Origin of the sequence: Stenotrophomonas oahuensis (assembly GCF_031834595.1) — a bacterium.
Lineage (GTDB): Bacteria > Pseudomonadota > Gammaproteobacteria > Xanthomonadales > Xanthomonadaceae > Stenotrophomonas > Stenotrophomonas oahuensis.
The window spans coordinates 302,568-327,494 of sequence record NZ_CP115541.1 but is presented as its reverse complement, the minus strand read 5'-3'; the positions used below and the strand labels follow the sequence as shown (position 1 = coordinate 327,494).

At 64.8% G+C, this 24,927-nt stretch carries 24 protein-coding genes; 22 read left to right on the top strand and 2 right to left on the bottom strand.

Annotated features, from left to right (window positions below):
• Positions 1-24 precede the first annotated feature (24 nt).
• Both PDM29_RS01505 and gloA2 read right to left on the bottom strand, forming a co-directional pair.
• Entirely contained in the window at positions 25-474 is a 450-nt protein-coding gene (locus PDM29_RS01505; RefSeq protein WP_311192141.1) for a DUF2147 domain-containing protein, read from the bottom strand.
• Between the two features lie 99 nt (positions 475-573).
• Positions 574-969, bottom strand: a complete 396-nt coding sequence (gene gloA2 / locus PDM29_RS01500; protein ID WP_311192140.1) for an SMU1112c/YaeR family gloxylase I-like metalloprotein — start codon at positions 967-969, stop codon at positions 574-576.
• Positions 970-1,143: 174 nt separating this feature from the next.
• On the opposite strand from gloA2, the gene PDM29_RS01495 reads away from it, so the two are divergent.
• The 22 genes from PDM29_RS01495 to PDM29_RS01390 all read left to right on the top strand — a co-directional run bounded on the left by PDM29_RS01495 (position 1,144) and on the right by PDM29_RS01390 (position 24,795).
• On the top strand, positions 1,144-1,836 hold the full coding sequence (locus tag PDM29_RS01495; protein WP_311192139.1) for a helix-turn-helix domain-containing protein: 693 nt from the start codon (positions 1,144-1,146) through the stop codon (positions 1,834-1,836).
• A gap of 3 nt (positions 1,837-1,839) precedes the next feature.
• A complete protein-coding gene (gene sctC, locus PDM29_RS01490) occupies positions 1,840-3,549 on the top strand; it encodes a type III secretion system outer membrane ring subunit SctC (protein WP_311192138.1) in 1,710 nt (569 codons plus the stop codon).
• Positions 3,530-4,651 carry a type III secretion system gatekeeper subunit SctW gene (sctW, locus tag PDM29_RS01485; RefSeq protein WP_311192137.1) on the top strand — a complete coding sequence of 374 codons (1,122 nt, stop codon included), beginning with the start codon at positions 3,530-3,532 and terminating at the stop codon, positions 4,649-4,651. Before sctC ends, sctW begins: the two co-directional genes overlap by 20 nt.
• Entirely contained in the window at positions 4,648-6,711 is a 2,064-nt protein-coding gene (locus PDM29_RS01480; RefSeq protein ID WP_311192136.1) for an EscV/YscV/HrcV family type III secretion system export apparatus protein, read from the top strand. The genes sctW and PDM29_RS01480 overlap by 4 nt, the downstream gene beginning before the upstream one ends.
• Positions 6,708-7,103, top strand: a complete 396-nt coding sequence (locus PDM29_RS01475; protein WP_311192135.1) for an InvB/SpaK family type III secretion system chaperone — start codon at positions 6,708-6,710, stop codon at positions 7,101-7,103. Before PDM29_RS01480 ends, PDM29_RS01475 begins: the two co-directional genes overlap by 4 nt.
• A gap of 8 nt (positions 7,104-7,111) precedes the next feature.
• The gene (locus tag PDM29_RS01470; RefSeq protein ID WP_311192134.1) at positions 7,112-8,413 is read left to right on the top strand and encodes a FliI/YscN family ATPase; all 1,302 of its coding nucleotides are present in this window, start codon (positions 7,112-7,114) and stop codon (positions 8,411-8,413) included.
• Positions 8,397-8,843 (top strand): hypothetical protein, encoded by a 447-nt coding sequence (locus PDM29_RS01465; protein ID WP_311192133.1) that lies wholly within the window; start codon positions 8,397-8,399, stop codon positions 8,841-8,843. The genes PDM29_RS01470 and PDM29_RS01465 overlap by 17 nt, the downstream gene beginning before the upstream one ends.
• Positions 8,834-10,159: a SpaN/EivJ family type III secretion system needle length determinant gene (locus tag PDM29_RS01460; protein ID WP_311192132.1), complete on the top strand. Its 1,326-nt coding sequence runs from the start codon at positions 8,834-8,836 to the stop codon at positions 10,157-10,159. Before PDM29_RS01465 ends, PDM29_RS01460 begins: the two co-directional genes overlap by 10 nt.
• Positions 10,156-11,109: a type III secretion system cytoplasmic ring protein SctQ gene (gene sctQ, locus PDM29_RS01455; RefSeq protein ID WP_311192131.1), complete on the top strand. Its 954-nt coding sequence runs from the start codon at positions 10,156-10,158 to the stop codon at positions 11,107-11,109. The genes PDM29_RS01460 and sctQ overlap by 4 nt, the downstream gene beginning before the upstream one ends.
• Positions 11,106-11,771 (top strand): EscR/YscR/HrcR family type III secretion system export apparatus protein, encoded by a 666-nt coding sequence (locus tag PDM29_RS01450; protein WP_311192130.1) that lies wholly within the window; start codon positions 11,106-11,108, stop codon positions 11,769-11,771. Before sctQ ends, PDM29_RS01450 begins: the two co-directional genes overlap by 4 nt.
• A 4-nt stretch (positions 11,772-11,775) precedes the next feature.
• Positions 11,776-12,033: a type III secretion system export apparatus subunit SctS gene (sctS, locus tag PDM29_RS01445; protein ID WP_311192129.1), complete on the top strand. Its 258-nt coding sequence runs from the start codon at positions 11,776-11,778 to the stop codon at positions 12,031-12,033.
• A 3-nt stretch (positions 12,034-12,036) separates the two neighbouring features.
• Positions 12,037-12,834 (top strand): type III secretion system export apparatus subunit SctT, encoded by a 798-nt coding sequence (gene sctT / locus PDM29_RS01440; protein ID WP_311192128.1) that lies wholly within the window; start codon positions 12,037-12,039, stop codon positions 12,832-12,834.
• Positions 12,831-13,880, top strand: a complete 1,050-nt coding sequence (locus PDM29_RS01435) for an EscU/YscU/HrcU family type III secretion system export apparatus switch protein (protein ID WP_311192127.1) — start codon at positions 12,831-12,833, stop codon at positions 13,878-13,880. Before sctT ends, PDM29_RS01435 begins: the two co-directional genes overlap by 4 nt.
• 146 nt (positions 13,881-14,026) lie before the next feature.
• Complete coding sequence (locus PDM29_RS01430) at positions 14,027-14,554, top strand: SycD/LcrH family type III secretion system chaperone (RefSeq protein WP_311192126.1); 528 nt, start codon at positions 14,027-14,029, stop codon at positions 14,552-14,554.
• A gap of 6 nt (positions 14,555-14,560) precedes the next feature.
• Positions 14,561-16,375, top strand: coding sequence for a type III secretion system translocon subunit SseC family protein (gene sctE, locus PDM29_RS01425; RefSeq protein ID WP_311192125.1), 1,815 nt, complete (start codon positions 14,561-14,563; stop codon positions 16,373-16,375).
• A gap of 32 nt (positions 16,376-16,407) precedes the next feature.
• Positions 16,408-17,667 carry a hypothetical protein gene (locus PDM29_RS01420; protein WP_311192124.1) on the top strand — a complete coding sequence of 420 codons (1,260 nt, stop codon included), beginning with the start codon at positions 16,408-16,410 and terminating at the stop codon, positions 17,665-17,667.
• A 10-nt stretch (positions 17,668-17,677) separates the two neighbouring features.
• Complete coding sequence (locus PDM29_RS01415) at positions 17,678-18,826, top strand: IpaD/SipD/SspD family type III secretion system needle tip protein (RefSeq protein WP_311192123.1); 1,149 nt, start codon at positions 17,678-17,680, stop codon at positions 18,824-18,826.
• Positions 18,827-18,931: 105 nt separating this feature from the next.
• Entirely contained in the window at positions 18,932-20,089 is a 1,158-nt protein-coding gene (locus PDM29_RS01410) for an IpaD/SipD/SspD family type III secretion system needle tip protein (RefSeq protein ID WP_311192122.1), read from the top strand.
• A gap of 25 nt (positions 20,090-20,114) precedes the next feature.
• Positions 20,115-20,960: a hypothetical protein gene (locus PDM29_RS01405; RefSeq protein WP_311192121.1), complete on the top strand. Its 846-nt coding sequence runs from the start codon at positions 20,115-20,117 to the stop codon at positions 20,958-20,960.
• Between the two features lie 78 nt (positions 20,961-21,038).
• Complete coding sequence (locus PDM29_RS01400) at positions 21,039-23,939, top strand: hypothetical protein (protein WP_311192120.1); 2,901 nt, start codon at positions 21,039-21,041, stop codon at positions 23,937-23,939.
• Positions 23,936-24,181, top strand: a complete 246-nt coding sequence (locus PDM29_RS01395) for an acyl carrier protein (protein ID WP_311192119.1) — start codon at positions 23,936-23,938, stop codon at positions 24,179-24,181. The genes PDM29_RS01400 and PDM29_RS01395 overlap by 4 nt, the downstream gene beginning before the upstream one ends.
• Positions 24,182-24,366: 185 nt before the next feature.
• Entirely contained in the window at positions 24,367-24,795 is a 429-nt protein-coding gene (locus PDM29_RS01390) for a lytic transglycosylase domain-containing protein (RefSeq protein WP_311192118.1), read from the top strand.
• The last annotated feature ends 132 nt before the right edge of the window (positions 24,796-24,927 follow it).

The following is a 24,927-nucleotide window of genomic DNA, read 5'->3' as shown; positions in this document are numbered from 1 at the left end:
CGTGAACGGCCCGGTGGGCGCTGCTTATTCGCGCACCCAGGTCTGGGCGCGGCAGATGATGGTGATGCAGCCGGAAACGTCCAGCTTGTTGCCGCCCGGCTGCAGTTCCAGCTTGGACTTGTAGGTCTTGCCGTTGGCCGGGTCGAGGATGGTGCCGCCTGACCATTCGGTGGTGCTGCCCTTGTCCTGGCTCAGGTTCCAGAGGATGGTCATGCCCTTGATCGGCTTGCCCTTGTTCGGTCCCTTGCAGTCGCTGCAGACCGGATTGGGGCCCTTGTCGGATTTCAGGACCTCGAGCACTTTGCCGGTCAGGGTGCCGTTGGCCGCCTTGCTGATCTCGACGATGGATTTGGTCTCGCCGGTTTTGTCATCAATGGTCTTCCAGCGGCCCACGGCGCTGTCAGCGGCGCTGGCCGACATCGCGGCCATCACCAGCGGCAATGCCAACAGCAGGGTCTTGAACGTCTTGCGCATGGTTCCCCTCCCAGGGATGTTCATGAAAACCGGCGCGATGCCGGCACCCCGCGACTGTATACCCATTCGCCAAGGTACGGAACGAGCGGATGAACCCATTCATCCAATCTCGTACAACTCCAGCGGCAGCCCATCCGGATCGGCAAAGAAGGTAAACCGCCGCCCGGTGTACTCATCCACCCGGATCGGCTCGCAGTCCACGCCTTCCGCCGCCAGCCGCTCGATCACCGGCTCCAGCGCCGCCACCCGGAACGCCAGGTGCCGCAACCCCTGCGCCTCCGGCCGGCTGGGCCGGGGCGGGGCAGCCGGGAACGAGAACAGCTCCAGCTGGCCGCCGTCGGGCAGGGCCAGGTCCAGCTTCCAGGACTCCCGGGCCTCCCGGTAGTGCTCGGCCAGCACGGTCAGCCCCAGCACCCGCACGTAAAAGTCGCGCGAGCGCGCGTAGTCGGCGCAGATCAGCGCGACGTGGTGAAGACCCAGCAGGGGGGAGGACATCGGAACTCCGGACAGCTGTCGTTTCTGAACAGGTTGCCCGGTATACCGCATTCCGCCGTCGCTTTCGAATTTCTTGTAAAGCCTCGCTCCGCCCCCGTCGCCATCATGCCGGCCGTGTCCAAGAGGGTGCCTGTTGCGCCGTCCACGTTTACGGATCTGACCGGGAGATGAGGGATGCAGGTAATCGTCAATGCAGGCCAGGACACCGTCCAGTTCAACTCCGCCGGCAATGTGGTGCGGCTGGCTCCGGGACAGCGCCTGCTGCTGGCCGGTAGCCCGGTGCCGCGGCATCCGGCCCTGCAGGTCGTACCGCTGGCCGGCAGTGGCATGGCACGTGCGCTGGCGCACTTTGACCATGTGCGCGACGCGGTGCGTCACAGCGCCGAGCCGCCGGTGGTGTGCTGGCCGGTCACGGCGGCGGTGGAAGAGCCGGATGTGGCGGCCGCTTGGTTGATTGATCAGTTGGCGCGTGCCCCGCACAGCTTGGCCGTTGATGTTGCCGATTCCACCCCGCTGGCGGCGCTGCTGCGCCATCTGGCCCGCAGCGAAAGTTACGGGCTCATGCGCTTTCTGTTGAAGGAAGGCGGCGAGCACAGCGTGGCCACCCTTGCCGAGCGTTATGGATTGTCCTCGGCCCAGTTCCACCGTCGCTGCCGGCAGGTGCTGGGGCGACCGCTGAAACGCGAGCTGCGCATCCTGCGCGCCGCGCGCACCCTGCTGGCCTACCCGGGGCGGGCGCGTTCGTTCACCTATCTGGCCGCCGACCACGGTTACGCCTCGCTGTCGCACTTCTGTACCGACATCAAGGCCCTGATCGGCTGCTCCCCTCTGTCCGTCTACCGCGCCGTCAAGACGCCTGCCGAGTAATCCATGCGTTTCCTGCCGTACTCCCTGTTGCTGTTCACTGCCGTTGCCGTTCTTGCCGCTGCGCCCGCTGTCCGCGCGCAGACCCCGCTGGAAGGCACCGCCATTTCCGACCGCGCTGATCTACCGCACGCGGCCGGCTTCGTCTCGCGCGGAGAAAGCGCCGAGCACCTGCTCAATGCCATCGGGGCCAAGGCGCGCCAGGCCGTCGTGGTCAGTGCCAAGGCACAGCGCAAGAAGGTCAGCGGCAGTTTCGACCTGGCCCGCCCATTCGACGTGCTCAACAAAGTCTCCGCCGATGTCGGCCTGGTCTGGTACAGCGATACCCAGTCCATCTACGTGTACGAGGCCAGCGAGCAGAAGAACGCGGTCGGCCGGCTGCGTTCCACTTCGGTGGCCACGCTCAACGACTTCCTGCGCAAGGCCAAGCTGGCCGATCCGCGCTATGTGGTGCGCGGTGGCGGGGCTGACGGCACCTTCTACGTGGCCGGCCCGCCGGTCTATGTGGACATCGTGCTCAACGCCGCGCGCTACCTGGACGAGCTGTATGAAGGGGCCGATGCCAGCCCGAATCATGTCGAGGTGATCAAACTCGAACACAGCTTCGTGCATGGCCGCCGTTACGCCGTGCGCGGCGAAGCGCAGAGCGTGCCGGGCATGGCCGATGTGTTGTCCCAGGTGCTGCAGACGGGCGACTTCGGTACGGTGGTGAAGCAGCCTGCGGCACAGCCAGCCGATGCGGCACTGGTGGTGGAAGAAGCGCTGCCGGCGGTTGCGCAGGTGCAGATTCCCGCGCCGCAGCCCGCGAGCCAGTCGAGCGGTCCGGGCCCGGCCCGGGTCATGCCGTATGCGGAAACCAACAGCATCATCGTGCGCGGCACGCTGGCCCAGATCGAGCAGATCAAGCGGCTGGTGGCCGAGCTGGACACCCCGCGCAAGCAGATCGAGCTGTCGCTGTGGATCATCGACATCAAGAAGACCGAGCTCGACCGCCTGGGCGTGAGCTGGAGCGGCGGCATCAACATCGGCAACCGCCTGCAGATCGGCATCAACGACGGCATTCCGGCCACCACCCTGGATGGCCCGCGCTTCCTCGCCTCGGTGCAGGCACTGACCAGCACCGGCGACGCGCAGATCGTCTCGCGCCCGGTGCTGCTGACCCAGGAGAACGTGCCGGCCTACTTCGACAGCAACCAGACCTTCTACACCCAGCTGGTGGGCGAGCGCATCGTCGAACTGGAACAGGTGACCTACGGCACGCTCGTCAGTGTGCGCCCGCGTATTTCCAGCATGGAAGAGGTGGAGCTGCAACTGGCGGTGGAAGATGGCGGAGCCAGCTCATCCGGCTTCGACAGCGGCCTGCCGCTCGTGAGCCGCACGATGATCGACACCGTCGCGCGCGTACCGCACCAGCTCAGCCTGCTGATCGGCGGCTATACCCGGCGTCAGCTGGACAACGGTAGAAGCGGCATTCCCGGCCTGCGCCGTGTTCCCGGGGTCGGCAAGCTGTTCGGCCAGGACACCCGCAGCCACGACAACCTGGTACGCGTGTTCCTGATCCAGCCGCGCGTGCTGGGTGAGCGCGACATGCTCGATGCCGCCCGCATGCAGCAGCTGTATGGCCAGGACGTGGGTGAGCCGCTGCAGGACGTGCTGGAGGAACTGAAGCAGGGCCTGCCCGAGCTGGAGGCCGCGCATGGCGCTTCCCGCGATTAATCCCGGCCCGCGGGCGATACCGGTGCCCGCCACACGACAGTCGGCCACCCAGCAGACCGAAGGCAACGACGACGCCCGCACCCAGGCACCGGCACCGCGCCGGCCGGGCGCGCTGGCCACCGCGTTGGCGATGAGCGACGACATCGGGGCCCTGATGGCCTCGCTGCAGCGCCGTCGTGACCAGCAGAACGCGGCCGGTACCGGTGCGCCCGAAGCGTGGATCGACCACGTGCTGGACGAGAAGGTTCACCAGAAGCTGTCCGGCTTCCGTGAGCAGCTCGGCGGCATGCGCAGCCCCTCGCAGGTGATGTCTCTGCTGAAGCAGCTGTTCCCCGATCCCAGCGACGTGCTGGCGGTGCTGCGCGCGCTGCTCGGCGAAGACGAGCTGGAAGCCATGCGCGAGCTGCTCGAGGCCACCCTGGAGCAGCTGCTCGAAGAGCAGGCCGCACAGGGCAACGGTGCGGCCATGCGCGGCGGGGCCAACGTCGCGGTCAAGGCACGGCTGGCGTCCCGCAACGCGCAGCTTTCGGCCCGCGCGCTGCGCCAGAGCTATCGCGACTTTCTTGGCAATCCGCAGGACTGCGCGGGCGAGTACATCGCCTGGATCGAGCAGTACGGGTTTGAACGGCGCGCGGTGATTGTCGATTTCATGGAACAGGCCATCGCCGCCGACATGTTCTCGCTCGATCCCAGCGCATCGCTGCTGGAGTTCGGCTACCTGCTGGGGCAGGTGCGCAAGCTGGCCGTGCTGCGTTCGGTGGACCAGCTGCTGGTGGACGACATCCAGCGCACCGGCCTGCTGACCCGTATGGCCACCCGCGCCGACGCGGTGGTGGTGGGCCTGCTGGATGTCGTGCGCGGCCTGCAGGACTGGAAAGGCCTGTTTGCCGGTCCGCTGGCCGCAGCGCGTGTGGCGCTGGCCACCGAACAGCGGGTGCGTTTGATCCAGGCCCTTCGTCGTGCGCTCAAAGACCTGCCCGATGCCATCTGGGTCGGGCCAGAGGCGCGCGAGGTGGCCATGCAGCAACTGGAGACAATGGTGGTGGAAAGCATGAAACGTGATCGCGGCCACACCGGCGGCTTCACCGGGGGGCTGGCATGAGCGCGGCCCTGAACTCTGGCAGTCTGAGCGCGCGCGTGCGCGGCATGCTGCGCCCGGAACTGGCGCTGGTGGTGCTGATGGCGGTGGTGGTGGCCATGCTCATCATCCCGCTGCCGACCCTGGTGGTGGACCTGCTGATCGCGCTGAACATGGCGGTGGCCATTGTCATCTTCCTCAGCTCGTTCTACGTGGAGCGCATTCTCAGCTTCTCCACCTTCCCGTCGGTGCTGCTGTTCACCACGCTGATGCGGCTGGCGCTGTCGGTCAGCACCAGCCGTCTGATCCTGGTCGACGCCGATGCCGGGCACATCATCAACGCCTTCGGCGAATTTGTGGTGGCCGACAACCTGGTGGTGGGCGCGGTCATCTTCGCCATCATCACCCTGGTGCAGTTCATCGTCATCACCAAGGGCTCCGAGCGTATTGGTGAAGTGGTGGCGCGCTTCTCGCTGGACGGCATGCCCGGCAAGCAGATGAGCATCGACGCCGATCTGCGTGCCGAAGCCATCACCTCGGAAGAGGCGCAGCGCCGCCGTCGCGACGTCGAGCGCGAAAGCCAGCTGTACGGCTCGTACGACGGTGCCATGAAGTTCGTGAAGGGCGACGCCATCGCCGGCATTGTCATCGTGTTCGTCAATCTGTTCGGCGGCATCGCGGTGGGCATGCTGCAGCACGGCATGCCGTTCGGCGAGGCACTGAACACCTTCACCCTGCTGACCATCGGCGATGGCCTGGTGGCGCAGATTCCCGCGCTGCTGATCTGCATCAGCGCCGGCTTCATCGTCACCCGCGTCAGCGGCGAGGACAACAACCTGGGTGCCAGCATTCTGGGCGAGCTGTTCAACAGCAACGTGGTGCTGGCCATCGGGGCGATCCTGATCCTGCTGATGGGCTTCCTGCCTGGCTTCCCGCTGCCGGTGTTCGCCGGCCTGGCCATGGGTCTGGCGGCCATGCTGTTCTGGCGCATGCGCCGTGGTTCCACTGCGGAATCGGCATCAGGGACGGGTGCCACAGGTACCGCCGGTGCAGCCGCCAGCGCGGATGCCAGCGGCAACAGCAGCGGCAACCTCACCAGCGAAACCCTGCCGCTGATCCTGCTCCTGCCCGGCCCGCTGCACGAAGCCGCCACTGCCGGCAAATGGGAAGAGCAACTGCGCAACGATGCCTTCATCAACACCGGCATGCAGCTTGCCGCGTTCGTTCTGCGCCAACACGAGCCCACCCAGGAACACCAGGTCAAAGTGCTGATCAACGAGATTCCCGCCGCCAGCGGGCAGGTGGTCGGCGGTCACGTGCGCGTGCTCGGTCGTCAGGACGAACTCGATGCGCTGAACATGGGCCTGACCGTACCACACGAAGGAGCCGTGGCGCGCTGGGTACCGGCCGCATCGCAGGCAGATGTGCTGGCGATGGGTTGCGAAGTCGCCACTGACTACGAGGAGCTGCGTCGCCTTGTGCATGGCGCGGTCCTGCGCAACGTCGGCGAACTGTTCGGCATCCAGGAAGCCAAGCACGTGCTGGATGCGCTGGAAAAGCGCTTCCCCGAGCTGGTCAAGGAGGCCTACCGGCACATGCCCATCCAGCGCGTGGCCGAGGTGCTGCAGCGTCTGCTGCGCGAGGACGTCTCCATCCGCAACATGAAGGTGGTGCTGGAAACCCTGGCGCAGTGGGGGCAGCGCGAGAAGGATGTGATCCTGCTGGTGGAACACGTGCGCAGTGCACTGGCCCGTTACATCTCGGCACGCTTCGCGCGCGACGGTCGCATACCCGCAATTCTGGTGTCCAGCCAGGTCGAGGACCAGATCCGCAGCGGCATCCGCCAGAGCCAAGGCGCGGCCTACCTGAATCTGGAGCCCACCGAATCCAACGAACTGATGGACCGCTTCGCCCTGCACGTGGGCGAGGTGTCCGTCTACCGCCCCGATGTGGTGCTGATGGTGGCCCCGGACATCCGCCGCTTCGTCAAGCGGTTCATCGAAAACAAACTCCCCTCCACCCCGGTGCTGTCGTTCGGAGAGATCTCCGATGCAGTCACCCTTGATGTCATGAGAAGCATATGAACCACCTGCTCGATACCCTCAACGCCGCCTTGAATGAGCTGGGCTGCGACCCCTCGCGGTTCCAGTTCGACACCCATTCCTCGGTGGTGATGGGTTTTGCCGACGTTGGCGAGCTGCTGCTGGATCCGGTGGGTGACACGGTGTTCCTGTGGGGCCGGCTGGACACCTCGCCGGACATGCGCTTCAGCAATCGTGCCGAGGAACTGCTGACCGCGCTGTCCGCGCCGTCCGCGCACTTCGCCAACGGCTGCCTGTCGCTGCGCGTCATCGACGACGCCTGTCTGGTCGGCGGCATGCTGCTGACCGACTGCCAGCACCAGTCCTCGCTGATGGCAGAGGCCATTGAGAGCTTCCACGGGCGCGTGCTCGAACTGCAGGCACTGCTGCGGTGAATCCGGCCGTGCCCCTGTGGCGTCCCTGTGCGCGACCGCTGGCGCTGCGCGCCGGTGAGCTGCGCGTGCCACTGCCGCAGGTCGCGGTGGGGGAGCATTGCCATGTCCGTCGCTCCGCCGGCGATGCCGAGCTGCTGACCCACGGCGTGGTCACCCGGGTGGACGAGGGCGTGGCGACCGTGGCGCTGCTGGGTGCGCCTTCGCGGCTGGCCGCTGACGTGCTGGTGGTGCCGACCGGTCGACCGCTGCAGGTGAAGCTGGGCCCGCAGCTGCTCGGCTGTGTGGTGGATGGCTTTGGCGAGATCGTTGAGCGGTTGGGCAGCCCGGCCACGGAAGCCGAGCCGTCGGTCAGCGCGGTGGGGCGCGCGGCGTCGGTGCAGGCCGCCGCGCTGGACTACCGTCAGCGCCGCGCCATCGACACCCCCTTCGATACCGGCGTGCGCGCCATCGACGCGCTGCTGACGGTCGGCGAAGGCCAGCGCATGGGCGTGTTCGCCGCCGCCGGCTGCGGCAAGACCACCCTGGTGGAAATGCTGCTGACCAACGCCGACTGCGATGTGCGGGTGGTCGCCCTGATCGGCGAGCGCGGTCGCGAGGTCGCCGCCTTTGTCGAGTCCATCAGCGGCAGTCCGCATGCCGCCCGCACCATTGTCGTGCAGGCCACCTCGGACAGCTCACCGGCCACCCGTGTCAACGCCGCCATGGTGGCGACCCGCATTGCCGAGTACTTCCGCGAGCAGGGCAGCCGCGTGCTGCTGGTGATGGATTCGGCCACGCGCTACGCACGCGCGCTGCGCGACGTTGCGCTGTCCGCGGGTGAGCCACCGGCGCGGCGCGGCTTTCCTGCGTCAGTGTTCGAAGCCTTGCCGCATCTGGTCGAGCGCCCCGGCAATACCGTGCAGGGCAGCATCACCGCGTTCTACACCGTGCTGCTGGAAGACGACAGCGATCCCGATCCGGTCGGCGAGGAAGTGAAGTCGCTGCTGGACGGGCATATCCACCTCAGTGGACGCCTGGCCCAGCGCGGGCACTTCCCGGCCATCGATGTGCTGCGCAGCGCCAGTCGTCTGTATCCGCGCCTGGCCGACGCCGCGCAAGGGGAAGCGGCGAACCGCCTGCGCAGCCTGCTGGGCCGGCTGGAAGACCTGCAGCTGTTGCGCGACATCGGCGAATACCGTCCGGGCGCGCAGCCCGACCAGGACGACGCCGTTGCACGCGAACCGAGGCTCAACGCGTTCCTGCGCCAGGGGCTGCATGAGCGCGTGCCGGCCACGTCAGCAGTGGAGGCCCTGCATGCCGTCGTCCGCTGACCCGCGCCGTATCGCGCAATGGGTGGACCAGCGTGCGCAGCGGCTGCGCCGCGATGCCGCTGCGCAGGCAGACGTCGCGGCAGCGCATGACGCCCAGGCCGGCGAGCTGCGCGTGCAGGCCAATGCGCGCCTGCTCGACGCACAGGTGCAACAGGAGCTGGGTCTGGACCGGCAGCGCCTGTTCGACCGTCTGCGTGCGGTCGCCATCGCCCGCGCTCACGTCCTGGAGTGCGACCTGCGCGCCCGGGACCTGCTGGCCCAGGCCAAGCAGGCGCGGCAGCAGGAACAGGAACTGCGGCGTAGTGCCGCCCAACAACAATCGCGCGCACGCCGGCTTGATGCCGCCGGTGCGCGTCTCGAACGCCATCGTCGGCAGGCGCAGCAACGCCGCGACGAACGCCAGATACAAGAGGAGTACGCATGTCGTTGACCATCCAGAAAGAGCCCGCTATTGCGGCGATCAACGCAGTGAGCGGTGTGCAGCCGCTGCTGCAGCGCATGGAAGAAGCGCACCACAAGGCAGGCGCTTCGGTGCCGCAGGGGAGTGCGCAGGCGCACGCCGGTACGGCGTCGTCCGCCAGCGCAGGCAATGACGACAGCGTCTCCATCGCTTCCGCTGCGGGCAGCAGTGGTACGTCGTCGGATGCACCGGTCGAGGCCTTTGGTGATCCCGGCAGCGGTGGCATCGAGGCACCGCCCGCGCTGGAAGACCCCGGCGTACTGCCGGTTGACGACGCTGACGAAGTGCCTGACGAAGGTGCCGAATTCGAGTTCGATGACGATTTCGACGACGAGCGGGACGCGTACATCGAGCGCTTGGTGAGTGGCACGGATGCAGATGCGCCGCTGCTGCCGCTGTGGCCGGGCCTGTCGCTGGTCGCAGCGCGTTCGGACAGTGCAGCCGCCCGTCCGGCCCCCATCTTCCCACCCCCCGGCAAGCAGGTGCCCACTGCACAGTCGACATCGACGTCGGCGCAGCCGCAGAACGGCGTTTCCACTGCCGGCACCGGGCAAGGCATGCAGGCCAACGGGCCGGTTTTGCCGGGCCCGCTGTCGAGTATGTCTGTCGAATCGCCGGGTAAGCCGTCCAGCACGATGACCGGCTCTGCAGAGCTGCCGCCGCCGGTGACCGCAGCCGGAGCCGCCCTGCGCGCCCTGCGTGAAGCAGACGCGCGGGCGCAGGCTGCACGCGCCGCATCGGCCGCGGCCGCCGCCGCCCCTGCCACCGGTGCGGACCAGAACCGCATGCCCACGCGCGCAGCGCAGGGGGCCGCGCAGGCAGCTGCGCCGGAAGCCCGCGCGGCGGCCGATGGTCCCGAGACCAGCACCACGCCGATGCCGGCGATGAACGCACAGGAAGCCGCCGCGCGCCACACCGCCGACGCCGCCACCAGCGAAGCCGCGCAGACCCGCGGCGACACCCATGCCGCAACCCAGCGCAGCGTGCAGCACGTGCAGCAGGCGCAGAAGACCCAGGAAATGCTGGCCCAGCGCGCCCGTGGCGAATCCCGTGTGGAGTACAGCTTCAACAGCTGGGGCGCAGGGCACGCCGTGGTGGCACGTCAGCAGGGCGGCCACTGGACCCTGCAGCCGTCCTCGACCCGCGTAAGCCAGGCCTTGGGCAGCAGCACGGCACCTGACGGCGTGCAGGTGCGTCTGGCCGGTGAAGGGCAGGGCGTGGATGCCGCGCTCGAGACCGATCCGGACGGCCGTCGCCGCCAGCAGCAGGAGCAGGACACGCCATGAGTGCGCGCCACTGGCCGTTCGCCGCCTTGACCGAGGCCGACGTGGCGCAGGCCCGGGTCGCGGCCGAGGCTGCGCGCCTGGGGCTGCGCCTCGAGTGGGGCATGCCGCCGGAACGGGGCGCGATGCTGCGTTTCGACGCCAGCGGCCCCTTCGGCACGCTGCAGCTGGTGGTTGCCGCCGACGACTGGTGCCCGCAGATGCTGCCGGCACTGGAAGGCCTCGCGTGGTCGGAGCTGGTTGATCGCGACACGTTGGGGCGCTGGCTGCCCGATGCGCGCCTGCTCGATTTCGCCGATGTGGTGCTGGCCGGCAGCCAGGTGACCCTGCGCGATGTCCTTCCCGCCAGCCTGATGGCGCGGACCCGACAGCCGCAGCCCCGCCTGATCACCGCGCAGGGCCCGGCCTGGATTGAACAGGCAGATGTCGTCCCGCACCTGCGCGCCACCGACGCGGCCCTGGACCTGTGCGTGCCGGTGGAACTGGAAGTCGCGCGCCTGACCCTGCCGTTGCCGCGGCTGCGCAGCCTGGCCCCGGGCAGCGTGCTGCTGCTGGAGCAGTTCCAGCCCATCGCGCGGCATCGCGCGCAGCGCCTTTACACCTTCGATTTCACTTTGGAGACCGTTTCCGTGAACACCCCCTTCGATTTCCCCGACGACGAAACCGATACCGTCGGCTACGACTCGTTGCCCGCCACGGGCGCGCCGGCACTCGCCCCGCCGGGCCTGGACGTGGCGCGCCTGCCGGTCACCGTTGAGGTGGTCCTGTGCCAGCTGCAGCAGCGCGTCGGTGATCTGGCCGCGCTGCAGCCGGGCACCGTGTTCAACCTGCCGCCCGATGCCTGGACCCAGCTGCAGCTGCGGGTCAACGGCCAGACCATCGCCCGTGGCGAGCTGGTGCAGGTCGGTGAACAACTCGGCGTGCAGCTGCATCAGGCCCCCGTACTGTCATGAGCTTCGTCAACAACGACATCTCGCTGATTGCGGTGATGTCCATGGCAGCGCTGCTGCCCTTCATCATTGCCGCCGGCACCTGCTACCTGAAGTTCTCGGTGGTGTTCGTGCTGCTGCGCAATGGGCTGGGCCTGCAGCAGGTGCCGTCCAACATGGTGCTGAACGCGCTGGCGCTGATGCTGGCGTTCTATGTCATGCAGCCCATCGTGCAGAACATGTACGAAGCCTACCTCGCGCTGGAGGCACCGCTGAACTCGGTGGCCGCGGTGATCGCGTTCCTCGACTCCAGCCTGGACGGCTACAAGGTCTACCTGGCCACGTACTCGGATCCGGAGCTGCTGGAGTTCTTCGAGCGCGCCCGCCAGGCCGAACCCGGCCAGCCGCTGCCGGCGCTGGAGCCGCATGAGCGCTCGCTGTTCGCGCTGATGCCCACCTATGCCCTGAGCGAGCTGAAGGACGCCTTCCGCATCGGCTTCTACCTGTACCTGCCGTTCGTGGTGATCGACCTGGTGGTGTCCAGCGTACTGCTGTCGCTGGGCATGATGATGATGAGCCCGGTGACCATTTCCGCGCCGATCAAGCTGATCCTGTTCGTGGCGATGGATGGCTGGAGCCTGCTGTCGCAGGGTCTGGTCCGCCAGTACCTCGACGTGCCGATGTAGCGCCATGGACGCGATCATGTTCATGGGCAACAAAAGCCTGCTGCTGATTCTGCTGCTGTCGGCCGCGCCGGTGGCGGTGGCCACCATCGTCGGCCTGGCCATCGGTCTGTTCCAGACCGTCACCCAGTTGCAGGAGCAGACCCTTCCTTACGGTGCCAAGCTGTTGGCGGTCATCGCCTGCCTGCTGCTGCTGATGTCGTGGATGAGCGCGCGCATGCTCGACTTCGCCCGCCTGGCCCTGCAGACCGCGCTGACCGGGTGAGCCATGCAGCTGTCGCCTCTTGACGCCGACCTGGTTGCGCTCAGCCGTGACCACCTGCTGCCGCTGGTGCTGGGCATGGCCCGCATCGGCGCGTGTCTGGTCTGGGTGCCGTATCTGGCTCCGGGCGTCATGCCGGCCAAGATGACCCGCACCGTGGTTACGGTGATGGTGCTGATCGGCCTGTGGCCGGCCACCGTCGGCACCGCCATCGGCATGCCGCAGGACATGTTGTCGATGGGTGGCGTGCTGCTGCGCGAAGTGCTGATCGGCACCGCCATCGGCCTCGTGGTGGCGCTGCCGTTCCACATCTTCCACGGCATGGGCGCAATCGTCGACAACCAGCGTGGTGCCGGCGTGGGCGCGATGCTGGACCCGGTCAGCGGCATGGAAGCCACCGAACTGGCCAACCTGCTGCAGCTGATGAGCGTGGTGGTGTTCATGGCCACCGGCGGCATGATCGCGTTGCTGGAGGTGATCCAGGACAGCTACGCATTGGTGCCGATGGGCGGGCCGATGTCGCTGAACCTCGGCAACCTGCAGGACTTCGCCGGCACGCTGCTGGCGGGTGCGGTGCGCATGGCGCTGCCGGTGCTGCTGCTGTTGTTCCTGGTCGAGATTCTGCTTGGCACCCTGTCGCGCTTCGCGCAGCAGCTGAACCCGTTCTCGATCTCGCTGGCGGTGAAGTCGCTGATCGCCTTCATCGCGCTGTTCCTCTACCTCATGCCCACCATCGCCCGTCAGGTGCCGCTGATCCGTGACAGCACCGATGCGCTGAAGCTGTTGTTGCCGGCCGCCCAATGAAGACCGAAAAGCCGACACCGCACCGACTCCTCAAAGAGTCGAAGAAGGGCAAGAGCTACGTCAGCCGCGACCTCGCCGGTGCCGCCGTGCTGGTCGCCGGCCTGGTCGCGCTGGCCACGGCGACCTCGGCCGGCCACCTGCATGCCTTCTACCGGGGCATGGCCGAGCGCGGCTTCGCGCTGACCCCGGCCGAGGCCGCCCACCAGGCCACCATGGCGTTCCTGTGGATGGCGGTGCCGGTGGGCGTGGCCGCGATCATCGCTGCCGTTCTGATCTCACTCATTCAAAGCAAGGGCGTGATCGCCGCTGAGGCGGTGCGCATCGACCTGGCTCGCGTCAACCCCATCTCCGGTTTCAAGAATCTGTTCTCGCTGAAGACCGTGAAGGGCGCGGTAACGGCCGTGCTGTATCTGCTGGCTGGCACCGTGTTCGCATTCCTGGCCTGGAAGATCTTCGCACCCACGCTGTTTGGCCAGGTCATGCTGCCGGACAAGGCGGCGGGTGCCCTGTGGCACAGCGTCAGCTGGAAGAGCACCGCACTGCTGCTGGGCGTGTTGTCCCCGATCATCTTCGGTGCCGCGTTTGTCGAATATCGCCTCTACATCCGCGAGATGCGCATGGACAAGAGCGAGGTCAAGCAGGAGCACAAGGACCACAACGGCAACCCGGAAATCAAACAGAAGCGCCGCCAGATCAACGAAGAGCTTTCCGGTCAGGTGCAGGCCGACGTGGCCGGTTCCACCATGATCCTCGCCAACCCCACGCACATTGCGGTGGGCATCTTCCTGCACCCGGATTACCCGGGCCTGCAATTCGTCTCGGTACGCGAGCGCGGCAACCGCGCACGCAAGGTGATCAAGCTGGCAGAGAAGCTCGGCGTACCCGTGGTGCGCGATATCTCGCTGGCACGCGGCATCTACTTCAGCACCAAGCGCTACCAGTTCGCCCCCAGCCGTTTCGCCGAACCCATCCTGCGCATCCTCGACTGGCTGCTCGACATCGAACGCCAGAAGGCCAAGGACCAGGAACCGGAACCCGAATCGTAGGTGTCACCCCCTGGGTGACACGCCGGTAGGTGTCGACCGTTGGTCGACACACCAAATGAGTGAAACACGAAAGCCCCCTCTTGCCCCCAACGCCACACTGTGCTTGTCCTGCAGTACCGGTGGCACCCAACCCAGGTAACAACCGAATGACCTCCACTGCCCCCGAAAACACTGCTGGATCCGACGCCGACCAGGCCATGCTGGATGAGATGGCCCAGGTTCTGATGGAAGGTGCCCAACAAGGTGCCGCCCTGAAAGACCTCAAGGGTGTCAGTGACGACATGCTGGAAAGCGTTTATGCGTACGCGCATCGCTTCTATACCGATGGCCGGCTGGATGAGGCGGAAACCTTCTTCCGTTTCCTCTACCTGTACGACTTCTACAACGGTGACTACGCCCTCGGGCTGGCCGCCGTGCTGCAGATGAAGAAGCAGTACGCCAAAGCCATCGACATGTACGCACTGGCGTATGCCCTGCTCAAGCGCGACGAGCGCCCAATGCTGCATGTCGGCCAGTGTCATCTGGCCATGGGCAAGCTGCAACTGGCGCGTGATTGCTTTGAGTCGGTCCAGAAGCGTTCGGACGATGCTGCATTGGTGAACAAGGCCAACGCCTATCTGCAGGCCATGGCCAGCACCGACAGCGAACCCCCGGAACACACCCAGGAAACCTGATTCCCCATGAATTTCTCCGCCGCCATTGGTGCCACGCCGTACGCCTTCACCGGCGCTGCCGGCAAGTCTTCTGAGCAGTCCGCGAAAAGCGCAGCCGGCTTCGGCGCAGCGTCCATGCAGCAGATCCAGGCGATCGATGAGCAGGTCGTCGCGCAGCTGGCAAAGGCCGCTACCGAGCAGGCCAGCGAAGCGCACACCACCAAGCCTCAGGACCCGGGCAAGCCGGAGCTGCGCCAGGCCGACATGCCGCGCCTTCAGCGCGCCGCGCACGCCCAGAACCCGGGCACTCCGGGTCAGCCGCAGGCACCGATGACGCCGGAAGCGGCGCTGCTGATGTTCAGCATGATGCTGGGCGATACCCTCAATCTGGAGAACAGCCGCAAACTGGCCTCGCAGCTGGAGCTGGTCAAGCAGCGACTGGCCGCACACGCCGCCACAGCCGAGGAACTCTCTGAAGCCATCCGTCTGGCCCAGGCCGTCGTCGATGCCGCCCAGAGTGAAGTAGGCCTGGCCGAAGGCGAGCTGAGCGCAGCCTTGCAGGCGTTGAAGGACGCCCAGGCGGAAGTGGCGCGTTTGGAGCGGGAGCTGGAACAGGCCCCGCCGGAAGAGCAGGAGGCGCTACGCGCGCAGCTGGAGGCGGCCAAGGGCAAGGTTGCAGCGCAGCAGGGTACGGTGGACGCCCTGCATGCCAAGCTCAACGAGGTTCTGAATACGCTCAACAACGCGCTGAAGGATCTGGAAGACTTCAAGCAGCAGGCTGACAAACTGGACCCCAGCCGCAGCATCAGTGCACGTGGCGATGAGGGCGCGCGTACGAACCAGAGTGAGCTCGAGTTCCTGCTGGCCGTGCTGCAGAAGCTCATTGGCGACGCCAACCTGAAGAAGTTCGCGAAGGACACCGAGTTCGTCCAGGCCATGCTGAAGGCACGCGAAGCTGAGAACATGCGTCGCTCGGAAGAGTACCAGCGCGAGCTGGAAAAGGCCGAACAGGCCCAGAAGAAGATGGGCTGCCTGGGTAAGATCATCGGCTGGGTGATCACCGTGGTCGCTGTCGTGGCCGCGCCGTTCACCGGCGGTGCCAGTATGGCAATGGCCGGCATCGGTCTGGCACTGGCCATCGGTCAGGAGTTTGGTTTCGACCCCCTGGGCAAGGTGCTCGAGCCGATCATGAAGCTGGTAATGAAGCTGGTCCAGGAAGTGGCCAAGGTCGTCGGCAGCGTACTTAAGGCGCTGGGCGTGCCGGACAACATCGTCGACAAAATCAAGGATGTGGTCGCGTTGATCGCCGTGGCCGCCATGGTCGTGGCCGTTGCCTTCATCAGCAAGAAGGCCGCCAGCACGGTCGCCGTGCAGACCATCACCAAGGCGGTGACCAAGGCCGTCACCGAGGCCATCAGCAAGGCCCTGCCGGCCATGGTGAAAGCGGCCGCGCACACCGTGAAGAACACCGTGGACGACGTAGCCGCATCGCTCAGCAAGACTGTCTCCAAAGTGGTCGGTAGTGACGCCGATACGCTGGCGGTGCGCGCCGGGCAGGCCACCAAGGCCATGCATGTCATGCAATTCGGCAATCAGGCCGCGATGGGGGTGGGCAATATTGTCATCGCCGACATGTATGTGGATGCCGCCAAGCTGCAGGCCGAGCTGGAAGAAGGCATGGCCGACTCGGCCATCTTCCGCGACCTGATCCAGATGATCCTGGATTACTACCTGCAGACCAACACGCTGATCGCGGCGCTGTTCCAGGAAATGACCGAGGTGCGCGCCATCCAGGATGAGACCGCTTCGCACATCACCTCACGGATCGGCGCGGCCGCCTGATCTGAATCCACCAAACTTTCAGGATTACCTACATGACCATCGGAATTGCAGTACCCAACGCGCTCCAGCACGTTCAGTCAGTCCTGCCGGGCGAGACCAAGGCCCGCTCAGATACGCCGGTCAAAGTCGAAGAGATGAGCGCGGCACAGATCGCGAACCTGACCCATGCGGTGGCGGAGCGGCTTATCGCGGAAGGGACAACCGCCATCGGCGAGCTGGTCAACCTGCGTGCCCCCACCATCCCCCTGGGCGAGGCCGCCACGTTGCTGCGCGGCATCATTGCCAAGCTGCCGGCGATGCTGGCCGGCCTGGTTCCGACCGACCCCATCAAGACAGAACCGGGCACGGAACTGCGGCTGACCGAAGCGGCTGCGGTCAATGCTGTCCGCACTGATACTGCCGTCCAGCCGGACACCGCCTTCTCCGAGCCGGCCACGGGCGGGGACGTGGACGCGACCAATCGTCTGGCCAATCTTGGCGCATGGATCAAGGGCAACCCCTTTGCGAACCTGCTGACCTTCCTGCGCCAGTTGCTGCTGGAGTTCGAATCGATGGACCGCCGCAACAACTCGCACATGATCATCCTGAATCGTGAGATGACCATCCGTGCCGGCGAGCTGGGCGTGGAGAAGGCGAAGCAGAACGTCGTGGCCACCGCACTGGCCGCCGGTGTGACCGCCGCCGTGGGTGGTGCGGCTGTGCACCAGTCGTTCAAGTCGACCAAGATCCAGACCGGCTCGAATGTGGATCACCTGAACAAGGCGCATCGCACCGCCGTCGATTCAAGCAGGACCAATCACGCTGCCCGGTCAAATCCGTTGCCTTCGGCCGAACATCGCGGCGCGCGCAACCTGGATGGCTCAGCGGTCAAGCAGCAGGGCGGCGACGCGCGTGCTGCGGCGGACCTGCAGGACGATATGACGTCATACACGTCTGCCATGAAGCAGACGACCCGGCAAGTGGCATCAGAGAAGGATCCGGAATTCCTGCATTCGGCCCATAGCTACCGCATGGCCCAGTCGCAGATTCCGGCGTCGAATGCGATGTTCCTGAACACCATCTCCTCCTCCGCGGGCGGCGTAGCCAATGCGGGTATGCAGATCGAGGTGGAGCAGACCGAGGCCGAGCGACTGCTCATCCAGAGTGTGGCCGAGACCTTCAAACGCGTTGCCGACGCACACCAGGACCAGCAGGTGAAGAACCGCGAGATGCGCGAGGCCACCGGTCAGCTGCTGGAGACGTTGATGAATCTGGCATCCAGCACCAGCAGCCACATCATCTCCAAGTCCTGAGGAGCTGCGCATGACCACTTCCATACCTCCCCCGTCACTACGGGTCGACGCCCGCCACGGCCTGGTGCGTGCTCCGGTGGCCGAACAGAAAGCCCCCGAACTGCCGCCCATTGATCCCGCCACCACGGCAAAGCTGGGCCAGGCCCAGGTGTTTCTGGACAACGTCCGCCAGGCGTGGGCCAAGCAATCGCAGGCTGCGGTGCGTTACACCGCACAGTTGGCGGCATCGCAGCGGTTGGGTCAGGCCGCTGCCGCCCAGTTGGGCCTGCCAGTGGCACCGTCCACGCTGGCGCCGCTTCCGTCCGAGGTGAGCGCGCACCCAGAGGTACTGGAAGAGCTGAAGAAGCATCGCGAGCGCGAATCGCGGCTGGCCGAGGCGCTGGGTGATGCCATCGACGATACCCAGCGGCCCACGAATGAGCTGCTGCGCGTCTTGGGCTTCCTGGACCTTGGTCCCACCCCCGAAGAACGTCCGGACAAGGGCGAGGCGCTGCCCATCAACCCGGAAGCACCGGACGCCAGTGGCCTGATCTGGAACTCGCATTCCGAGTTCTATGAACAGATCGGCCTGCTGCTGGCAGCGCTGAAGCAGAATTGGCTCGGCAAGTACCAGGATGCCATGAAGAACTTCCTCAAGTTCTATGAGGAATTTCAGGACATTCTCGAACTGCTGAAGGTGGAAGGCAGCGGAGACAAGGGCGACGTGAAGCTCTACACCAATGACGTGATTTCCCAATTGGATTCGCTCATGGCGCGGTACGGCAGGGACGACCATGCGCTTGCCACGTTCTCCACCCAAGCCGAGGCCCAGGCGTTCATCGACAACCTGGGCTTGCCTGGAATGGAACCCTCCGAAAGCAGCAAAGGCGGCTGGGCGGTAAAGATCAACACGAAGGCCGTGGATGACCTGCACAAGAGTCTCCCTGAAAACAAGTATGACAATCATGGAAACGAGATCCCCACCAAGTGGGACAGCGCGAAGTACAACGCGTGGGTGTCCAACAAGGATGGCAACGTCGAACAGATCAAGCACATCAGCAAGGTCCTGGGTGAAAAGTTGAGTGAGACCACCCAGCAGTTCGACAACATCGTGAAAATCCTCAGCTCCACCATCGACAAGATCACTGACGCCGACATGAGCTTCGTCAACGGCCTCTGACTCTTTTGTTCAACCCAACGCGCCACCCGTGCACTACTGCAGGGTGGCGCACATTCAGATGACGCTTCACGTGCATTGCGAAGCACCGGACAACACCGAGAACCCATGAGCATTTCGATTCAACCCGCCGCGCCGGTCAGCCCGCGCCACGCCATTGCCCACGCCGTCGCTGTGGCGCAGCAAGCACCTGAATTACCGCCTGTCGACGCAGCCACCTGCGCGCGTTTGTGCCAGGCCCAGGTTTTCCTAGACAACGCGCGCCACGCGTGGAGCCGTCAATCGCAGGCGGTGCAGCGCTACACCGCTCAACGGGCCGCATCCCAACAGTTCGGCCATGCCGCCGCAGCACAACTGGGGCTACCGATCGCCGCGTCCACGTTGGTGCCCCACCATCCCGAGGTTCTGCTGCACCCTGAAGTCGTCGAGGAGCTGAAGAAGCACCGCGAGCGCGAGTCGCGTCTGGCGGTGGCCGTGGGCGAAGCCATCGATGAGACTTGGCGTCCCACGCACGACCTGTTGCGCGCGCTCGGCTTCCTGGACTTCGGCCATACGCGCGAAGAGCGACCGGCGGAAGCCAATGACCCGATCATCAATCCGGCGGACAAAGACGCCAGCGGCCTGGTCTGGAACTCGCATTCAGAGTTCTATGAACAGATTGGTCTGCTGCTCGCTGCCCTCAAAGAGAACTGGCTGAGCAAGTACCAAGACGCGATGAAAACGTTCCTTGAGTTCTATGAGGAGTTCCAGGACATTCTGGAAAAGCTGAAGATCGAGGGGTCTGGCGATAAGGGTGACGTCAAACTCTATGCCAAAGCTGTGAAAGACGGGCTGTCCAAGCTCATGCAGAAGTACGGCATGGATGACAAGGCACTCGCGTCATTCTCCAGCGAAGCCGAAGCGCAGGCTTTCGTTGACAACATGGGATTGCCCGGCCTGAAGGCAACGCCAGGGCCCGACGGGACATACGTGGTGAAGATCGACATGAGTGCTGTAGAGGCAATTCGTGACAGTCTGCCAGACAATCACACCGTGGAACTTCCCAATGGCGACATCATTGAGTTCGCAGAGACCTGGGACAGCGCCAAGTACAACGCCTGGGTGTCCAACAAGGACGGTAACGTCGAGCAGATCAAGCACATGAGCAAAGTGCTGGGTGAGAAGTTGAGTGAAACAACTCAACAATTCGACAATATTGTAAAGATTCTCAGCTCCACCATCGACAAAATCACCGACGCCGATATGAGCTTCGTCAACGGCATCTGATTCATAACCCGGTGGGAGATCTCGAATGTTTCGTGTTGCGTCAAGTGTTCCTAATGCACCGCTGCGCCCAGTAGTCCCAGATCCAATCAATCTGGAGCAGATGGTCAGGAGTCTCGATCTTGCCGATCTGCGGAATGTTCCGGAACCCAGCTTCACCTATTGCCAGTTGTCGACTGCGGCCGGTCCTCACGGCCGGGAGGCGATCGGCCATGCCATCAGCATCTGCTACGACGTAATTGCAGCCGCGAGGCAAGGCGCGCCTCGTCACCGCTTGAAGGCGCTGAACCAAACGCTGCTGTGGCTGGGTCCCAAGAATTCTCAACGCCTAGGGAACATCGCGTTGCGCTACATATTCGTTCTTGGGGCGGTACACGCAGGCTTGACGGCGATGATCAGGAGTGAGCCCGACAACCATGATGCGGTCCGTTGCCGGAGGTCTTTGGAGCAGACCATTACGAAGGTGGGATCGAAGTCTGGCTACTGTCGGTCAGCGCCTACGGGTTGTTGGGACGCCGAGAAGGCTACGCTGAAGTTTTCAAGAACGCTTGATATCGCCAGTGATGAAATCATCAAGTGCGTATCAAAAGTCGACGCGCAGAAGCTGATTGACGGAATGGCGGGGGTGTTGCTGACTCGCCCGTTGCTCGATCACGTACGAGAGCGCTACTCCTCTGAAGCCTCGGCGTCGGATCCGCTGGCGGGCAAGGGGCTGGAGCTTCTGGACGTGCTCGACAGGCAGGCGCTGTACGAAACCGAGTGCGTCATTCGAAGGATGATCGAGATGTCCACCTACCACCATTGGGAGACCGGGTTGCGTGAGCTGATGCTCGTGCCGGACTTCGTCATCAACGTCAATGCCGTCAGGCACTGAGAGCAACCAGACACACGACGGCGGTGCCGGAAGCACGCTGTCGAGAGATCACACGTTTCAACGATTCAGGAGTACCCAATGCCGATCATTCCCTCATCGTCCGGCATGCACCGGGCACAGTACGTCCCTTTCAATGCTGCGAAGGTAGTCAAGGGCATTTCCCTGGCGAACATTCGAAACGAAAAGCAGAACCCCTTCCGCTGTGGCATGTCCAGCGTCAGCGGTGCCTACCACCGGGATGCACTCGGCTTTGCGATGAGCAAGTCGCAGGACGTCATGGCGAACGCTTCCGATCTCTCCGCTCGCGAGCAGGAATGCATCCAGAGGACCTTGGGGTGGCTCAACTCTGGGGGTGGCATCGGAAACATCGTTCTGCAACGGATCGCCGCACTCGGGGCCTCACACGCTGCTGTGGTCGAGCTGGTCAAAGACGCACCTGGGGACTCTGATCTTCGTGCCCTCGAGCGGCAGGTCACGAAGATGATCGTGGACCTGGGTATCGCGATTGGTGGCTGCCGGACGCCGCCCCAAGGTGCCGCGCTGAAGACGCTTGAGAAGGCGGTGGCCAAGCTGAATGACAAGGCGGACCTGTGTGTCAAATCCTGCTCATCCATCATTGGTGGGCAGAGGCTCATGGAAGCCATCGGCCGGGCAATTCTCCCGCAGCCGATCATGAACGCCTTGGTTGACAAGCGCCCAGATCTGGTTGAGAGGATTTCAAAAGACGGCGCAGGGGCGATCGACCTGACGGAGTTGCTGAACGCCCAAGCCATGAGGACTGTTGAGTGCATGGTCAACGTCGAGCTGGATGTCGCGGATCCCCAGGCAGCGGTAACCGCAGTCATCCAGCTGCTGAAGATTCCGGAGTTCGTGGTCGAACGTGATCCCGGAAAGGAGGGCGCTCAGCCCAACAAAGAGAAGGGCGTTTCGGACCTGCCGCCGGGCCTGCGCGAGTTCGCAGGCGACGGCAAGAACGTCGCCGTGAACTACAACGACTTCGGCAAGATGGGCAACAAGTCGACGGTGGACGGCGCGAGCGCCGCGCGACTGGCGGAAGTCGACCTTGAGAAGCACAGAATCACCATCCATGGCATGCTGGAGGCGTTCAAGCTGGGCCTGGAGCGCAACCGCGGCTGCGGTCACCTCATCACTGACATCCACAACCCCGGCGGCAATGTTGGCACCCCCGCCCAAGATCCGCGGCGGGCTACGACTACGGGCAGTATCGAGATCCAGACAGACCTGGCGGAATCAGCCCAGCTGAACGGCGAGAGCTTGAAGCGCGAATTCCACGCGGGCTCGAACAACGTGCAGAATGGCAATGAAGAGGGGGCGGGCACGCTTCACCCGCAACAGCACCCGGTCCATACTGTCTCCGAGACGAATGACAATACCTTTGCCGAGGGCGACGCTGATGACAGCCTCGACGATGCGATCTCTCCGGACCCCTCGGTGCGAGTGAATGCGCAGGAGGATAATTCCCGTTCACTGGACGTGGGGCTCCGGGATGGAGAGCAGCAGCCGGTGGGTGATGACAACGACCCGGGCAGCACTGAGGAGCTGCTGAGAAGATTCGATAACCTGCGGTCGCCCGTTCGCGTCGATGTCAATGGGCGCGAGCGGATTGAAAATGAAACGCTTCGCCAGTCAGGCACGCCGTTGACGTATGTCACGGAGGTCCTCATTCCAGTCGTGGAGCCGCAGGACGCAGACGTGAATCCGGATCCGCCGCTGGCCAATCTGCTGGAAGATGACGCGCGAGCCACGAACGAACTTGCGTCGCGGCTGGATCAGGACGCGACCCTGACGTCGAACGCGCGTTCGCACGATGCGCCGCCTGTCCGGGCAGGGTTCACCACAATTCGTGAAGACGAAAGTACCGCGAGGGCCGCGGCTGCAAAAATGTTCCAGCCCATCAATCCGGTGGAGGAGTTCAAGTTCTACTTGGACGATCTGGCGGATGATCCCATGACTCGCCGTGTGGTCCGGGAGAGGCCGCCTCGCCTGGTGCAGGGTTACGAAGAGGTGGTGGACGCGACGGGTCGGAAAGAAGTCATTCCGGTGCGCCAGGATGCTTCACGCTTTGCGCTGAACTTCGGCGCGCACGTCATGCCGAGTGATCTGGTGAAGTACCAGAAGGAACAAGAGATCATCAAGGCAGCGCCGTGGCGCGGTGCACGTCATGAACTGGCCCCCGAAAAGCATGAGTACCTGGAGTTGGCGCGGGTGCTTAATGCGCGTGAAGAGGCTCGCAATGCGGGTATGGTCCTCAAGCCACTCAACATCCGTGAAGAACTGAAGAGAATCAACGTCAAGGAGGGGAAGGATCCTGCTCCGCAGAAAACCTTTGGCAAGGCGTTTGAGCGTGCTGCTGCTTGGGCAGACGCTGCGTCCAAGCCGGTGGTGCCTGACGCCGGCGGCGAAATGCGTGATCCGTTGAAGGCCCCGCGGAACAACATGGGGCAGGTTGCGCAGTGGCTACAGTCACAGCCGCAGCAGATGGATCCGGTAGATCCGGAAGCCGGCGTTACACCCTTCAGTCAGCCTGTGCCCGGTGCCCAGGATTCGCACGCGAAGCTTCGCGACATGCTGAGCAGTCTGCGGACGCAACCGGTGAAGCGCGAGCCGTCTGTTTTCGGACTGCTCAAGGGTAGTGCGGCACCGAGCAGCGAATCCGCAGCGTCCGACGGCGGCACGGGTGCTCACGTCGCTAAGCGAGTTCTGTTCGATCCGCCGCTGAACAGCATCGGCTCCAGTGCAGCTCCCAGTGAGGCGAGCGATGACGATTCGATCAAGTGGCATCAAGGTACCCTCGACGAACTGATGGACGAGCACTCTGTGCAGCTGGACAAGAGGCCCCGATTCGTGCCGAACCCGCAGCCGCTGACGGAGAAGCCGATCGTCGTCAATGAGCGTGATTCCATGCCCATTTTCAGTAGTGGTCTGACCCGGGAGCAGAACCTGAGGATGATGCAGTGACCACGCAGTTTACTCTGCACGACCTGCGCCACTGCTTGGCCGACCACCTGGGTCGCGACCTCGCCGAGATCGGCGAGCAGGCACGTCTGGTGGAAGACCTCGGCATCGACTCGCTGGCCATGCACGCCCTGTTGATCGAGATCGAAGAGCTGGGCGGGCACATTCCTGAGCCGGACGCGCTGGAACGCGTCTGCACCGTAGGCGAGCTGTTTGCCGCGGTGGTGGCCGACACTGTGTCGTGAAGTGTCACTGGTGTTGGGGGGCCGTGGTGGCATTAGCCGCCGCGGCCCCGGCCCAGGCCCGTGTGTATGCAGCCTTGGGGCCCGACGGCGAACTGCAGGTGTCGCAGACACCCGTAGCGGGTGCCACCGCATTCGACCCGCACCGCCCTGTGGCGGTGCGGTCGTCTGCGGGTGGGAAATTGCCCGTGCCTGAACCGGCGCTCCCTCGCGCACGCCCCGCAGCGTCTGCGCGCTGGGCTTCTCTGATCGACCGGGTCGCCGCCGAGCATGCGGTGGACGCCCATCTGCTGCATGCCATCGTCACCGTCGAATCGGCCTATAACCCCCAGGCCCGCTCCCATGCGGGCGCACTCGGCCTGATGCAGGTCATTCCCGCCACCGGTAGACGCTTCGGGGCCAGCAATCTGCTGGATCCCCTGCAGAACCTGCGCGCTGGCACCGCCTACCTGGTCTGGCTGAACAAACGCTTCAACGGCAATCTGGAACTCATGCTCGCCGCCTACAACGCCGGCGAGGGCGCAGTGCAGCGCCATGGCAACCGGATTCCGCCCTATGCGGAAACCCGCCAGTACGTGGCCAAGGTCACCGCGCTGTACAACGCGCGCCGCAGCTGACGCGGCGCGCGCCTGCACCAGGACGGTGCAGCACGGCACACGATGCAGTTGACATCGTGGTTCGAAATCACTTTGAAACTTTTTTTGTACGTTGCCCCGCGCGCAGCTGTCAGTCTGCGCGCCGTGGCAGCC

Excerpts from the sequence above, each read along its gene's own strand:
- PDM29_RS01505 (WP_311192141.1), bottom strand. The coding sequence starts at position 474 with ATGCGCAAGACGTTCAAGACCCTGCTGTTGGCATTGCCGCTGGTGATG.
- gloA2 (WP_311192140.1), bottom strand. The coding sequence starts at position 969 with ATGTCCTCCCCCCTGCTGGGTCTTCACCACGTCGCGCTGATCTGCGCC.
- PDM29_RS01495 (WP_311192139.1), top strand. The coding sequence starts at position 1,144 with ATGCAGGTAATCGTCAATGCAGGCCAGGACACCGTCCAGTTCAACTCC.
- sctC (WP_311192138.1), top strand. The coding sequence starts at position 1,840 with ATGCGTTTCCTGCCGTACTCCCTGTTGCTGTTCACTGCCGTTGCCGTT.
- sctW (WP_311192137.1), top strand. The coding sequence starts at position 3,530 with ATGGCGCTTCCCGCGATTAATCCCGGCCCGCGGGCGATACCGGTGCCC.
- PDM29_RS01480 (WP_311192136.1), top strand. The coding sequence starts at position 4,648 with ATGAGCGCGGCCCTGAACTCTGGCAGTCTGAGCGCGCGCGTGCGCGGC.
- PDM29_RS01475 (WP_311192135.1), top strand. The coding sequence starts at position 6,708 with ATGAACCACCTGCTCGATACCCTCAACGCCGCCTTGAATGAGCTGGGC.
- PDM29_RS01465 (WP_311192133.1), top strand. The coding sequence starts at position 8,397 with ATGCCGTCGTCCGCTGACCCGCGCCGTATCGCGCAATGGGTGGACCAG.
- PDM29_RS01460 (WP_311192132.1), top strand. The coding sequence starts at position 8,834 with ATGTCGTTGACCATCCAGAAAGAGCCCGCTATTGCGGCGATCAACGCA.
- sctQ (WP_311192131.1), top strand. The coding sequence starts at position 10,156 with ATGAGTGCGCGCCACTGGCCGTTCGCCGCCTTGACCGAGGCCGACGTG.
- PDM29_RS01450 (WP_311192130.1), top strand. The coding sequence starts at position 11,106 with ATGAGCTTCGTCAACAACGACATCTCGCTGATTGCGGTGATGTCCATG.
- sctS (WP_311192129.1), top strand. The coding sequence starts at position 11,776 with ATGGACGCGATCATGTTCATGGGCAACAAAAGCCTGCTGCTGATTCTG.
- sctT (WP_311192128.1), top strand. The coding sequence starts at position 12,037 with ATGCAGCTGTCGCCTCTTGACGCCGACCTGGTTGCGCTCAGCCGTGAC.
- PDM29_RS01435 (WP_311192127.1), top strand. The coding sequence starts at position 12,831 with ATGAAGACCGAAAAGCCGACACCGCACCGACTCCTCAAAGAGTCGAAG.
- PDM29_RS01430 (WP_311192126.1), top strand. The coding sequence starts at position 14,027 with ATGACCTCCACTGCCCCCGAAAACACTGCTGGATCCGACGCCGACCAG.
- sctE (WP_311192125.1), top strand. The coding sequence starts at position 14,561 with ATGAATTTCTCCGCCGCCATTGGTGCCACGCCGTACGCCTTCACCGGC.
- PDM29_RS01420 (WP_311192124.1), top strand. The coding sequence starts at position 16,408 with ATGACCATCGGAATTGCAGTACCCAACGCGCTCCAGCACGTTCAGTCA.
- PDM29_RS01415 (WP_311192123.1), top strand. The coding sequence starts at position 17,678 with ATGACCACTTCCATACCTCCCCCGTCACTACGGGTCGACGCCCGCCAC.
- PDM29_RS01410 (WP_311192122.1), top strand. The coding sequence starts at position 18,932 with ATGAGCATTTCGATTCAACCCGCCGCGCCGGTCAGCCCGCGCCACGCC.
- PDM29_RS01405 (WP_311192121.1), top strand. The coding sequence starts at position 20,115 with ATGTTTCGTGTTGCGTCAAGTGTTCCTAATGCACCGCTGCGCCCAGTA.
- PDM29_RS01400 (WP_311192120.1), top strand. The coding sequence starts at position 21,039 with ATGCCGATCATTCCCTCATCGTCCGGCATGCACCGGGCACAGTACGTC.